This is a genomic window from Leucobacter holotrichiae (assembly GCF_055791005.1).
On sequence record NZ_JBVUAC010000001.1, the window covers coordinates 426,181 to 438,666 of the forward strand.

Genomic DNA, 12,486 nt, shown 5'->3' on the forward strand with positions numbered 1-12,486 from the left:
GATCACGCCGATCCTCTCCCCGCTCCCGATCCCCGTCGAGATACGGATCTCGCACCCGCGATCGCGATCCGGCATGCGAAACCCGTATCTCGAAGGGAATACCGTCCTCGACTGAGGCGCCACTTGATCACGGGGAGGGGCGATCCTCGAGCAGCGGGCCTGCCACGCGGTGCCGGGCGGTGACGAAGGCGCCGTTGCGGCCTGTCTCGATGAGCTCGAGATCGAGCCGCCGCGGCAGCAGGGGGCGCCCCGCACCGAGCACGATCGGCGCGATCGAGGTGTGGATCTCGTCGAGCAGCCCCGCATCGGCGAACTGCCCCGCGAGGTCGCCGCCGCCCACGACCCAGAGGTCGCGCTCCCCCGCGGCCTCGCGTATCTGCGCGTGGACCTCGGGGATCGCGGCGCTTGAGAAGCGGATATCGGGGGCCGCACCGGGGGCGGATCCGGACTCCGCGCCGGCGACCGCAGTGGGCTGCGGCAGATCACGGTGCGTCATCACCCAGGCCGGGGTCTCGTAGGGCCAGACTCCCGACTCGTGCCGCAGCACCCACTCGTAGGTCGTCGACCCCATCACGATCGCGCCGACGCCCGCGAAGAACTCGCCGTAGTCGTTCGGGCCGCGCTCCTCCTGCGGCTGGCGCAGCAGCCAGTCGAGGGAGTCATCGGGGTCGGCGAGGAAGCCGTCGAGGGTGGTCGCGGTGTAGTAGATGACGCTCACGGGCGCGCTCCTTCGGTGTCGGGGGTGGTGGGATCGGGATCAGCGGGGGCGGGATCGCTCGGCTCGGGATCGCTCGGCTCGGGATCCGGATCCGCCGATCCGGGATCGCTCGGTTCCGGATCCGCCTCGCCCCGCAGCCGCCGCAGCCACATGATCGGGTCGCCGTCGCCGATGCTGCGCCCGCAGGAGCGCAGCATGAGCCGCACCAGCTGGCGCCGGTGCGCGGAGTAGGTGAGCACGTGCGCCACGACGGAGCTGAGGATGAAGCTCTCGGGCGGATCGCAGAGGGCGTCGACCAGGCGGTCGTTCCAGGCGCCGCGGCGGTCGATGTCGCGCACGGCCGCGAGCCAGCGGGCGGCGGCGCGGTCGTGGCGGTCACGCAGCTCCGCGAGGGAGGGCCGGTCGCCACGCTGCGGCAGATCCGACCCCTCGACGGCCGCGAGCCAGACCTCCTTCGAGAACACGATCGAGGTGAGCGTCGCCGAGATCGAGGGCTCCTCGCCGTCCCAGCTCAGCACGACGTTGCCGGGCAGGATCGGGCGGGTCAGCTCCTCGTCGCCGAGGCGCGCGGCGGCGTACAGCAGGTGGGCGGTGTCGTCCAGGTCGTGTCGTACGAGCTGCTCGGTCAGCGGGTTCATGGCGCTCTCCTCGGCGCGCACCCAGAGCGAGGTCGGCGGGTGGAAGTGGATCCCGTTCGGGCTGGGCAGCCAGTGGCTCGCCGAGGCCGCGCTCGGCGGATGCCCGAAGGCCCGCGCAAAGGCCCGGCTGAACCCCTCGGCGGAGTCGTAGCCCGCGGCCCAGGCGGCGTCGGCGACGCTCGCGCCCCGGCTCAGCTGCCAGGCCGCGCGCTCGAGCATCACCCGCCGGCGCATCGCGACGGGGCCCTCCCCCGCGGCGCGCGAGACCGAGCGGGCGAAGTGGAAGCGAGTGGTGTGCGCTCCCCCGGCCATGTCGTCGAGGCTGCGGTGCTCCTCGTCGAGCACCGCGTCGAGCAGCTCGCGGAGTCGATCCCTTCCGTTCGTGGTCATGTCTCCAGTCTGGCGGTGCCCGGGTCCCAGCGCATGACCGTTCTTGCTGGGCCGGATCCGGGCTCTGCCGGTCCGAATTCGGGGGTCTGCTGTTCCGGATCCGGGGACTGCTCGCTCGGGATCGCGGCCCGCCGACGAGAATGTCAGTGGCCTCTGCCATCATCGGGGGCATGGATTCCCAGGAGCAGCCCACCCGTCGAGGTGCCACCCCGGACGGCGCCGTGCGCGGCGAGGCCGCCGAGCTGCTGCGCCGGCTCACCGGCCGGCCCGACGCCGACTTCCACGACGGCCAGTTCGAGGCGATCGACGCTCTCGTCTCGGAGCGCCGGCGCGCGCTCGTGGTGCAGCGCACGGGCTGGGGCAAGTCGGCCGTCTACTTCGTGGCGACCGCGCTGCTGCGCCGCCGCGGCGCGGGCCCCACGCTGCTCGTCTCGCCGCTGCTGGCGCTGATGCGCGACCAGGTCGCCGCGGCCGAGCGGGCCGGCGTGCGCGCGGCGGCGATCAACTCGGCCACGGCCGACGAGTGGCAGCAGATCGAGGCGCGGCTCGCCGCCGACGAGATCGACGTGCTGCTCGTGTCCCCCGAGCGGCTGAACAATCCCCGCTTCCGCGAGCAGCAGCTGCCCGGTCTGCTCGCGCGCATGGGCCTGCTGGTGATCGACGAGGCGCACTGCATCTCCGACTGGGGCCACGACTTCCGTCCCGACTACCGGCGGATTGCGGCCCTGCTCGCGGGCCTCGATCACGACGTGCCGGTGCTCGCGACGACCGCCACTGCGAACGCACGGGTGGTCGACGACGTGGTCGAGCAGCTCGGTCGCGACGTGCTGACCCTGCGCGGGTCCCTGGCCCGCGAGTCGCTGCGGCTCGGCTGCCTGTCGCTGCCGACGCCCCGCGAGCGACTGGCCTGGCTGGTCGCCCACCTCGGAGACCTGCCGGGCAGCGGCATCGTTTACGCGCTGACAGTGTCGGCGGCCGAGGACACCGCGCTGCTGCTACGCGATGCCGGCTACCCGGTCGCCGCCTACACCGGACGCACCGACCCCGAGGAGCGCGAGCGGCTCGAGGGCACCCTGAAGGCGAACGAGGTGAAGGCGCTCATCGCCACGAGCGCGCTCGGCATGGGGTTCGATAAGCCCGACCTGGGCTTCGTCGTGCACCTGGGCGCACCGTCCTCCCCGGTCGCGTACTATCAGCAGGTCGGCCGCGCGGGCCGCGGCGCCGCGAACGCCGACGTGCTGCTGCTGCCGGGTTCCGAGGACGCGGCGATCTGGCGGTACTTCGCCACCGCTTCAATGCCCGATCCCGAGCGCGCGGCCGCGGTGCTCGCCGCACTCGGCGACCCCGACGGCCCCCCGCTCTCCACGCCGGCGCTCGAGGCGCGGGTCGACATCCGGCGCACCCCGCTCGAGCTGCTGCTCAAGGTCCTCGATGTCGATGGCGCGGTGCGGCGGGTGTCGGGCGGATGGGTCGCGACGGGCACCCCGTGGCGGTACGACGCCGAGCGTTACGCGCGGATCGCGGCGGCCCGCGAGGCCGAGCAGCGGTCGATGCTCGACTACGAGCGGGGCGGGCGCTGTCGCATGGAGACGCTGCAGCGCGATCTCGACGATCCGACCGCCGCCCCTTGCGGGCGCTGCGACGTCTGCGCCGGCCCGTGGTACCCGGCCGAGGTGCCGCCCGCCGCCGCGGAGCGCGCCGCCGGCCGGTTGCAGCGCGTCGGCGTGCCGATCGAGCCGCGCGGCATGTGGCCCACCGGGGCAGACCGCCGGGGCCTCCCGGTGAAGGGCAGGATCCCCGAAGGCGAGCGGCCAACCGCGGGGCGGGCGATTGCTCGCCTCACCGACCTCGGCTGGGGCGGTCCGCTGCGCGAGCTCTTCGCGGCGGGGGCGCCGGATCGCACCGTCGACGAGCGACTGCTGGAGGGGGTCATCGCCACCCTGCGCGACTGGCCCTGGCAGAAGCGGCCGGTGGGCGTCGTCGCGATGCCGTCGCTGTCGCGGCCGCAGCTCATCGCGAGCACGGCGGCCGCGATCGCGGAGCGCGGCCGCCTGCCGTTCCTGGGCTCACTCGATGTCGACCCCTCGATACCGGCGATGGGGCCCGGCGGCAACAGCGCGTTCCGGCTGGCGTCGGTATGGGGCCGCTTCGGGGTGAGCCCCGCCCTCGCCGAGACCGTCTCTCAGGCGCCGGGCCCGATCCTGCTCGTCGACGACCTCGTGGACAGCCGGTGGACGATCACGGTCGCGGCGAGGGCACTGCTCGCGGCGGGCGCACCCGCGGTGCTCCCATTCACACTGGCCAGCGTCGGGTGATGAGACGCGAGGCTCGTTCAGCAGCGCGGTCGGCTCAGAGCTGGCACCCGGGACACCAGTAGAGCTTGCGCGCTCCGAACTCCTCGAGCTGGATATTGGTGCCGCAGCGCTTGCAGGGTGTGCCCTCCATCTTGTACACCCAGTGCCGTTCATCGCGTTCCGACAGCGCCCGCGCGTAGGCCTCGCCCTCGAGCCCGTCGATCGTGATCATCTGGCCGACGGTAATGCCGATGTCGAGCAGGTGGGCCCAGTCGTCCCAGAGGGCCTCGAGCACGGTGCGGCCGAGGGTGTTCGCGGGCGTGTGAGGGTCGAGTTCGGCCCGGAACAGCATCTCCGCCCGGTAGACGTTACCGATCCCCGCGATCACGGACTGGTCCATGAGCACGAGCCCGATCGGGGTCTTCTTCTTATGGGCGCGAGAGACGAACCGCTCCCGCTCCGCCGGCGTGTTCGCGTTGGCCGGATCGGGGCCGAGGCGCTGCACGACCGCGTCGACCTCGGCCGGTGTCAGCACCTCGCAGGCCGTAGGCCCGCGCAGATCCGCGCAGACCGTCTCGTTCAGCAGGCGCACCCGCACCTGTCCGACCGGATCCGGCGGGAACGAACCGACCTCCTCGGTCTCGCGGTCGTGCTCGGCCATACGCACGCGAGCACGCCGCGGAGCTCCGATCGAGGTCACCGAATCCTCGCCGTCGCGGTCGACGGGCCTCGCACGGTCGGGCCTCGAGTACTCCCCCGTCTGCCCGAGCTTGGAGTGCCCGGGAGTGTGGCCGTGGATCTGGATCGAGGGATCCACCCGCACCTCCCCCGCGAAGTCCCAGGCCCCGTAGATGCCGAGGTGCACGCGCAACCAGTGATCGCCCTCGAACTCGAGGAACATCTGCTTGCCGACGGCGCGGGCGTCGGTCATCTCGTGACCGTCGAGGATCGCGGCGCCCTGCGCGAAACGGCCCTGCGGGCTCGTCACACTGGGCGCGGTGCCCACGAAGTTCGCGTGGAACTGCCGCGCGATGCGGTGTACGGAGTGGCCCTCGGGCATGCGTGCGGCGCCCTACAGCTCGTCGACCTGCTTGCCGGCGATGGTGCCGGTGCGCTCGTACTCGCCGAGCTGACCGATGCGGCGCACGTGGCGCTCATCGCCCGAGAACGGCGTATCGATGAACAGGTCGATGAAGCGGATCGCGTCGGCGACCTCGTGCTGGCGCGCGCCGATCGAGATCACATTGGCGTCGTTGTGCTCGCGGGCGAGCTGCGCAGTCGACTCGTTCCACACCAGGGCGGCGCGGATCCCCTCGACCTTGTTCGCAGACATCTGCTCGCCGTTGCCCGAGCCGCCGAACACCACACCCAGTGCCTCGACGCCGGCGCGCTGATCGCGGGCTACCGCGAGCGCCGCGTTGATGCAGAACGAGGGGTAGTCGTCGAGAGCGTCGTACTCCTGGGGCCCGTGGTCGATGACCTCGAACCCCCGGTCGCGCAGGTGCTGCTGCAGCTGCTGGCTGAATTCGAGTCCGGCGTGATCAGTGGCGACGTGAATGCGCATGCGCACGATTCTATCGGGGCTGCGAGGGAGGATCAGAACTGCGGGCCCACGGTGCGCCCGCGCTTGAGCTCGTAGAACCCGGGCACGCTCGCGGCCGCGACGATCCCGTCCCACAGCCTCAGCGCCGTCTCGCCCGTCGGCGCCGGCGTGACTACCGGCCCGAAGAAGGCGACGCCGTTCACGGAGATGATCGGCACACCCACGTCGGGCCCGGCGATCTCCATCGCATGATCGGTGTTGGCGCGCACCTGCGCATCGCTCCGCTCGTCATCGGCCGCCGCAGCGAGGTCGGCGGGCAGGCCGAGCGCTTCGAGCGACTCCGCGATCACGGCGTCGTAATCATCCCGGCCGCCGGGATGCAGCCGGTTGCCGAGCTCCGTGTAGAGGGCGCCCACGACGCCCTCGCTGTGCGCGACTCGCGCGGCCTCGACCACACGCCCCATCCGCTTGCCCTGCCGATGCCCCTCGGCATGGCTGCCCGCCTCGTTGCCCTCGTTGAGAACGGCGAGGCTGATCGGGTGCCACGCGATCTCGAAGCCGCGCACCTCGGCGACTTCCGCGGCCCAGCGGCTGGTCATCCAGCACCAGGGGCAGATCGGATCGAACCAGAACTCGACTTCGACGGTGTTGCTCATGAGGCCAGTCTACGGCCGGAATGCTCCTCGAGAACAGGCACGACGTCTTGAGCCGACACATAGCCTCCGGGCATAGGCTTGTCGCGATACTTCACCACCGTGCGGGCCGATCCCTCGTGAGATCCCGGCCCCGACACCGACCGCAACGCCCGAAGGAGCACCGTGTCCGGAGAGAATCTGACCCGCGTCGAAGCGCGCGAACGCGCCAGCATCGTCACCACCGAGAGCTACGAGGTCGAACTCGACCTCACCACCGGCGCAGAGACCTTCAACGCCGTCACCACGGTGCGCTTCGGAGGTCGAGCCGGATCCTCGACCTTCATCGATCTCATCGCCGACTCGGTCGAAAGCGTCGAATTGAACGGACGCTCGCTCGATCCCGCGCAGGTGTTCTCGGACTCCCGCGTGCAGCTGCCCGAGCTCGCCGAGCAGAACGTGCTGCGGATCGCCTCGACGCAGCGGTACATGAATACCGGTGAGGGCCTCCACCGCTTCGTCGACCCGGCCGATGGGGAGGTCTACCTCTACTCCCAGTTCGAGGTGCCCGATTCGCGGCGCATGTTCGCGGTCTTCGAGCAGCCGGATCTCAAGGCGACCTTCCAGTTCACCATCATCGCGCCCGCCCGCTGGCAGGTGGTGAGCAACCAGCCGACGCCCGAGCCCGTCGCCGCGGGTCAGAAGGCCGGCGCCCAGGGCGACGACTGGGCGGAGCAGGCGATCTCCACCTGGCGGTTCGAACCGACGCCCGTCATGTCGAGCTACATCACCGCGCTCATCGCCGGCCCGTACCGGGTGGTGCGCAGCGAGCTGACGAGCCGCGACGGGCGCACGATCCCGCTCGGCGTGTTCTGCCGGGAGTCGCTCGGCGAGCACCTCGACGCCGACTACATCTTCGAGAAGACGCGCGAGGGCTTCGCCTTCTTCGAGGAGCAGTTCGACTACCCCTACCCCTTCGACAAGTACGACCAGCTCTTCGTGCCCGAGTACAACATGGGCGCCATGGAGAACGTGGGTGCGGTCACCTTCACCGAGGCCTACGTGTTCCGCAGTCAGGTCACCGACGCGATGCGCGAGCGCCGTGTCGTCACCATCCTGCACGAGCTCGCGCACATGTGGTTCGGCGACCTCGTGACGATGCGCTGGTGGAACGATCTGTGGCTCAACGAGTCGTTCGCCGAGTACATGTCGACCCTCGGCGTGGCCGAGGCGACCGAGTGGAGCGACTGCTGGACCACGTTCGCGGCCTCCGAGAAGTCGTGGGCGTACCGCCAGGATCAGCTGCCGTCGACGCATCCGATCGTCGCCGAGATCCGCGACCTCGAAGACGTGCTCGTCAACTTCGACGGCATCACCTACGCGAAGGGCGCGTCGGTGCTCAAGCAGCTGGTCGCGTGGGTGGGCCGCGAGCCGTTCATGCGTGGCGTGCACGACTACTTCGTGAAGCACCACCACTCCAACACCGAGCTCGTCGACCTGCTCACCGAGCTCGAGGTCCAGAGCGGCCGCGATCTGGCCGAGTGGTCGAAGCTGTGGCTGGAGACCGCCGGCGTGAACACGCTGCGCCCGGTCTTCGAACTCGACGAAGACGGACGCTACACGTCGTTCGCGATCGAGCAGACCGCCGATGCGAAGTACCCCACCATCCGCCCGCACCGCATCGCGGTCGGCCTGTACGCCTTCGCCGACGGCGCGCTGCGCCGCGTGCACCGCTTCGAGCTCGACGTCGACGGCGCCCGCACCGAGATCCCGCAGCTCCGGGGGGCCGAGCAGCCCGAGCTCCTGCTGCTGAACGACGACGACCTCACCTACGCGAAGATCCGGCTCGACGAGCGGTCGCTCGAGACCGCGGCCGCGCGCCTCGGAGACATCGACGACTCCCTGGCGAGGGCCCTCGTCTGGGGAACCCTCTGGGACGCGACGCGCGACGCCGAGTTCCCGGCCTCGCGCTTCGTCGACATCGTGCTGGCCCACATCGGGCGGGAGACCGCTTCCACCACCCTGCGCACCGTGCTCGGCCAGCTGGTGCTCGCCGCCTCGAGCTACGTGGATCCCGCGCGTCGCGACGCCGTGCTCGGCCGTGTCGCCGACGGCCTGCAGGAGCTCGCCGAGAACGCTGCACCCGGCTCGGACGCTCAGTTCCAGTTCGTGAAGTCCTTCGCCCAGCTGGCCACGAGCGAGGGCCACCTCGACCGTGTGCAGAGCCTGCTCGACGGAACCCTGGCGCTCGACGGGCTCGAGATCGACACCGATCTCAGCTGGGAGCTGCTCACCTCGCTCGCCGCGGGTGGGCGCATCGACGAGGCGAGGATCGCGCAGCAGCTCGAGACGGATCGCACGGCGACCGGCAACCAGTCGGCGGCGCACGCGCGGGCAGCACTGCCGACCGCCGAGGACAAGGATCGCGCCTGGGCTTCCGTGTTCGACCAGAGCGACAAGCCCAATGCGATCGTGCGCGCCACGGGCGCCGGCTTCACCCGCGCCCACGACCTCGCGCTGCTCGAGCCCTTCGTCGGCCGCTTCTTCGACGCGCTGCTGCCGGTGTGGGAGTCACGCAGCTACGCGATCGCCGAGGAGCTGATCGACGGCTTCTACCCCGCGCCGCTCGCGAACGCCGAGCTCGCGCAGGCCACGCGATCCTGGCTCGAAGACCACACCGACGCCCCGGCCGCACTGCGCCGCATGATCATCGAGCACCTGGCGGGCGTCGAGCGCGCGCTGCTCGCGCAGCAGGCTGATCGGGAGGTCCGATGACGGGATTCCGCATGCAAGGAGTCGAGGACGTCCCCGAGGTCGTCGGCAACGCCTTCGTCGACTTCATCACGACCTATCAGGTGCCGCTGCGCATCCTGCTGATCATCGCGGTGGCGGTGACCCTCAACTGGGTGCTGCGGCGCGTGCTCATGCGCACCGTCACCCGTATCGTGCAGGGAGTCAAGCGAGCGCAAGATGTCGACACGACCTCGGAGATCCAGGCCGCGCCCTACGTGAACGCGCGGGCCGTGCAGCGCACGCGCACGCTCGGCAGCGTTGGGCGCGCGGCGATCACCTGGATCATCGTGGCCATCGCACTGATCCTCGTGCTCTCCGAGCTCAGCGTCAACGTCGGCGCCCTCGTCGCCTCGGCCGGCATCATCGGCGCCGGCCTCGCCTTCGGCGCGCAGAACATCGTCAAGGATCTCCTCAACGGCATCTTCATGGTGTTCGAGGATCAGCTCGGCGTCGGCGACTGGATCACGGTCGGCGAGGTCAGCGGCACCGTGGAGGACGTGGGCATTCGCGTCACTCAGGTGCGGGCCGTCGACGGCACACTCTGGTTCGTGCGCAACGGCGAGATCCTCACCCTCGGCAACTCGTCGCAGGGGTGGGGTCGCGCACTCGTTGACGTGACCGTGCAAGCCGACAGCGACCTGGCCGAGGTGGAGCGGGTCACGATGGAGACGGCGAAGAGCCTCATGCGGGATCCCGCGACCGCGCGCAAGATCACCGGAGAGCCCGAGATCTGGGGCGTGGAGAGCGCATACGGCGATCGCGCCACGCTGCGCCTGGCCATGCGCACGCGCCCCGAGGCCCAGTGGGCGGTGCAGCGCGCGCTGCGCGCCGAGCTGATCCGGCGCTTCAACGAGGAGGGCATCCAGCTCGCCACCGAGCTGCCGCAGTACCCGGGAGGCACCGGATGAACGAGCAGCAGCCACCTGCACCCCGGCTCACGCTCCGCGCAGGATCGGAGGGGCCCGCGGTGACCGAGACGCTCTGGTCGCAGGTGGGCGGCACCGAGACGTTCGATCGCCTCGTCAGAGTCTTCTACGACGGAGTGCGCGAGGATCCCGTGCTCGCCCCCATGTACCCCGACGCCGACTGGGAGGGCGCGATCTGGCGCCTGCGCACCTTCCTCGAGCAGTACTGGGGCGGGCCGACGACGTACTCGGAGCAGCGCGGTCACCCACGGCTGCGCATGCGTCACGCCCCGTTCGCCGTCACCCCCGACGCGAAGGAGCGATGGCTGAAGCACATGCACGCCGCTCTCGACGCCGTCGAGCTGCCGCCGATGCACGATGCGGCCTTCCGCGACTACGTGGACCGCGCCGCGCTCGCGATGGTCAACCGGTTCGAGTGAGCGAAGCGGCAGCGGCCAGGTAGGAGATCGCGTTTCAGGCGGGCACTGCCGGAGAATATCTCCTACTTGAAGCGCGATCTCCTGCCTGAGACGCGGCCTCAGCTGCGGCGGGCCCGGGGCAGCAGCAACCAGGCCCCGACGACTGCTGACCCCACAGTGAGCACGACACCCGAGGCAAGCACCGCCGCCTGGATGCCGAGCAGCGAGCCGAGGAAGCCCGCCGTCACCCCGCCGAAGGTCATCATGCCCGGGCCGAACATCGTGTAGGCGCCGATGACGCGGCCTCGTTCCGCGTCGGGTGCCTGCAGTTGCACGATGCTCATCTCGGTCGACTCCGACGCGATCTTCGCGACGCCGCCGATGGCGAGCGCGATCACCGCGAGCACGAGGCTGCCGCTGCTCGCGAAGACCACGGTGCTGATCCCGAGCAGGATCGCGGAGCCGACCGCGGTGGGCGCCGTGGGCGGCACCTTGCGCGTGGCCTCGAGCAGGAACCCGCCGAGCACTCCCCCGGCCCCGTTCGCGAAGAGCAGCAGCCCGTAGGCGAGGCCGGGCCCGCCGCTGCTGCCGAGGATCTCCGCGAACTCGGGCATCGCGTTCTGCAGCAGGTGCCCGATGGTGATCCCGCTCAGGGCGGTGAGCAGGATCATGCCGAAAATCTCGCGGTGCCGGCGCACCGTGCCGAGCACGGAGAACGCCGCCAGGAAGGACATGCGCTGCGGGGCGGGCGGCGCCGGCGGGGCCGCGTCTGGGGCCGAGGCCTCCGCGGATCTCGCGCCGCTGTGCCCGGTGAAGCGGGTGCGGAAGAGGAAGATCGTGAGCGGCAGATAGAACAGCACGTTCACGAACATCCCGTACGCGGGGCCGATCCCGATCAGCAGGGCGGAGCCCACGACCGGTCCCGCGATGAACGCAAGGCTGCGGAAGGTCGAGTTGATCCGCACCGCGCTCGGCAGCTGCCGCGGGCCGACGAAGTCGTAGAGCATGAGTTGCTCGGCGGGCATCCAGAGGCAGCCGGCCAGGCCGTGCAGTACGAGCAGCACGCAGGCATGCCAGAGCTCGAGGGTACCGGTGAGGAAGAGCACACCCCAGCAGATCGACACGAACATGAACAGCGCCTGGGCGATCTGGATGATGCGGCGGCAGTCGAAGCGCTGTGCGAGCGCGCCCGCGTACACGGAGAACAGCAGGAACGGCAGCCAGTGGCTGACGATCTGGAACCCGACGAGCCACGGCGAGTGGAAGGTCTGCCACAGCACCCAGTAGCCGAGCACGTGCTCGATGTTGTCGGCCATCATCGACAGCGCTCCGCCGACGATGTAGGTCCCCGAGTTGCGGTTCCTGAGCGCGGCGAAGCGGCGGGGATCCTCGTCCCGCTGCCCCGACCCGCTCACCGCCCGGCTCCGCGCGGCCGGACGCCGCGAGCGCGCACACTGTTCATAGTCTCAGCATCCCGGATCCCCGCCCGCGCGACGCGACGCCGCGCCGTGCCCGGTCGCGATGAGCACCCCGTCGGCGTTCTGCTGGGGGGCTTCCCGCGGAGCAGCCCCGGCCCTACCGCCCCGCGAGCAGCATCTCGGCGAAACCGGCAGCCCGCAGCTGGAGGTCTTCAATCCGTCGCACGCGCGCGGCCGCGACGTCGTACCCCTCGTAGGCGGGCGGCGGGTCGTTGCGCACATTGCGCGAGCACTCGAAGTCGCGGCAGATGAGCGTGCCGACGGTGCTGCCGCGGCGGCCGGCCTCGCCGACGCGCTTCGCGCTCCAGAAGACGACGTCGTTCGGCAGACGCACGTCGCAGCACCAGTTGCACAGGGGGCGCGAGCGCGGAGAGGCGTCGGCCGGCTTCAGCGCGACGCCGACCGGTTCAGCGTCGAGCCTCGGCAGCACGACGTATGCCCGCTTCGCGAACTTCGGATCCCGCCAGCCGAAGTAGTCGAGCCGTTGCCAATCGGCCTCGCCCATGCTCTCGAAGGCAGCCGGCAGCACCATCTCTTTCACCTCCCTGCGGGACGCGTTGATGAAAGAGCCACGTATGAAAGCTTCGGTCAGGGGTCGCATGAGTATTCCTTCCGGGACGCGTGAACGCGCGATCCCGATGAGAGTTGCAGGGTCGTCGAAATCAGCCGAGCGGGC

Annotated in this window: 11 protein-coding genes; 4 read left to right on the plus strand and 7 right to left on the minus strand. The window is 70.6% G+C overall.

Translation table 11 applies throughout. The features are described from left to right. Window positions 1-127: 127 nt before the first annotated feature. Window positions 128-718: a dihydrofolate reductase family protein gene (locus AC0KXF_RS02005; RefSeq protein WP_473107605.1), complete on the minus strand. Its 591-nt coding sequence runs from the start codon at window positions 716-718 to the stop codon at window positions 128-130. After that, window positions 715-1,746, minus strand: coding sequence for a helix-turn-helix domain-containing protein (locus AC0KXF_RS02010; RefSeq protein WP_473107606.1), 1,032 nt, complete (start codon window positions 1,744-1,746; stop codon window positions 715-717). The genes AC0KXF_RS02005 and AC0KXF_RS02010 overlap by 4 nt, the downstream gene beginning before the upstream one ends. A gap of 170 nt (window positions 1,747-1,916) precedes the next feature. Here AC0KXF_RS02010 and AC0KXF_RS02015 point away from each other — a divergent pair, with 170 nt between their 5' ends. Then, the gene (locus tag AC0KXF_RS02015) at window positions 1,917-4,061 is read left to right on the plus strand and encodes a RecQ family ATP-dependent DNA helicase (protein ID WP_473107888.1); all 2,145 of its coding nucleotides are present in this window, start codon (window positions 1,917-1,919) and stop codon (window positions 4,059-4,061) included. Window positions 4,062-4,095: 34 nt separating this feature from the next. Here AC0KXF_RS02015 and AC0KXF_RS02020 read toward each other — a convergent pair whose 3' ends face one another. The 3 genes from AC0KXF_RS02020 to AC0KXF_RS02030 are packed head-to-tail and all read right to left on the minus strand — an operon-like array spanning window position 4,096 to window position 6,239. Then, window positions 4,096-5,100, minus strand: a complete 1,005-nt coding sequence (locus AC0KXF_RS02020; RefSeq protein WP_473107607.1) for an Fpg/Nei family DNA glycosylase — start codon at window positions 5,098-5,100, stop codon at window positions 4,096-4,098. Window positions 5,101-5,112: 12 nt separating this feature from the next. Then, the gene (locus AC0KXF_RS02025; protein ID WP_473107608.1) at window positions 5,113-5,604 is read right to left on the minus strand and encodes a ribose-5-phosphate isomerase; all 492 of its coding nucleotides are present in this window, start codon (window positions 5,602-5,604) and stop codon (window positions 5,113-5,115) included. A gap of 32 nt (window positions 5,605-5,636) precedes the next feature. Further along, window positions 5,637-6,239 (minus strand): mycothiol-dependent nitroreductase Rv2466c family protein, encoded by a 603-nt coding sequence (locus AC0KXF_RS02030; RefSeq protein ID WP_473107609.1) that lies wholly within the window; start codon window positions 6,237-6,239, stop codon window positions 5,637-5,639. 162 nt (window positions 6,240-6,401) lie between these two features. Between AC0KXF_RS02030 and pepN the strand changes: the two genes are divergently transcribed. Genes pepN through AC0KXF_RS02045 form a run of 3 tightly spaced genes read left to right on the plus strand, consistent with a single transcriptional unit; the run spans window position 6,402 to window position 10,353 of the window. Then, window positions 6,402-8,990: an aminopeptidase N gene (gene pepN / locus AC0KXF_RS02035; protein WP_473107610.1), complete on the plus strand. Its 2,589-nt coding sequence runs from the start codon at window positions 6,402-6,404 to the stop codon at window positions 8,988-8,990. Beyond that, entirely contained in the window at window positions 8,987-9,916 is a 930-nt protein-coding gene (locus AC0KXF_RS02040) for a mechanosensitive ion channel family protein (RefSeq protein WP_473107611.1), read from the plus strand. The genes pepN and AC0KXF_RS02040 overlap by 4 nt, the downstream gene beginning before the upstream one ends. Beyond that, window positions 9,913-10,353, plus strand: coding sequence for a globin (locus AC0KXF_RS02045; RefSeq protein ID WP_255572719.1), 441 nt, complete (start codon window positions 9,913-9,915; stop codon window positions 10,351-10,353). The genes AC0KXF_RS02040 and AC0KXF_RS02045 overlap by 4 nt, the downstream gene beginning before the upstream one ends. Before the next feature lie 98 nt (window positions 10,354-10,451). On the opposite strand, the gene AC0KXF_RS02050 is transcribed toward AC0KXF_RS02045, so the two are convergent. Both AC0KXF_RS02050 and AC0KXF_RS02055 read right to left on the minus strand, forming a co-directional pair. After that, a complete protein-coding gene (locus AC0KXF_RS02050) occupies window positions 10,452-11,747 on the minus strand; it encodes an MFS transporter (protein ID WP_473107613.1) in 1,296 nt (431 codons plus the stop codon). 160 nt (window positions 11,748-11,907) lie between these two features. Then, the gene (locus AC0KXF_RS02055) at window positions 11,908-12,411 is read right to left on the minus strand and encodes an FBP domain-containing protein (RefSeq protein ID WP_473107614.1); all 504 of its coding nucleotides are present in this window, start codon (window positions 12,409-12,411) and stop codon (window positions 11,908-11,910) included. Window positions 12,412-12,486: the final 75 nt, after the last annotated feature.

Bases quoted from the DNA above. Each gene is read 5' to 3' on its own strand.
- AC0KXF_RS02010 (WP_473107606.1), bottom strand. From the start codon at position 1,746: ATGACCACGAACGGAAGGGATCGACTCCGCGAGCTGCTCGACGCGGTG.
- AC0KXF_RS02015 (WP_473107888.1), top strand. From the start codon at position 1,917: ATGGATTCCCAGGAGCAGCCCACCCGTCGAGGTGCCACCCCGGACGGC.
- AC0KXF_RS02025 (WP_473107608.1), bottom strand. From the start codon at position 5,604: ATGCGCATTCACGTCGCCACTGATCACGCCGGACTCGAATTCAGCCAG.
- AC0KXF_RS02030 (WP_473107609.1), bottom strand. From the start codon at position 6,239: ATGAGCAACACCGTCGAAGTCGAGTTCTGGTTCGATCCGATCTGCCCC.
- AC0KXF_RS02045 (WP_255572719.1), top strand. From the start codon at position 9,913: ATGAACGAGCAGCAGCCACCTGCACCCCGGCTCACGCTCCGCGCAGGA.
- AC0KXF_RS02055 (WP_473107614.1), bottom strand. From the start codon at position 12,411: ATGCGACCCCTGACCGAAGCTTTCATACGTGGCTCTTTCATCAACGCG.
- AC0KXF_RS02040 (WP_473107611.1), top strand. From the start codon at position 8,987: ATGACGGGATTCCGCATGCAAGGAGTCGAGGACGTCCCCGAGGTCGTC.
- AC0KXF_RS02020 (WP_473107607.1), bottom strand. From the start codon at position 5,100: ATGCCCGAGGGCCACTCCGTACACCGCATCGCGCGGCAGTTCCACGCG.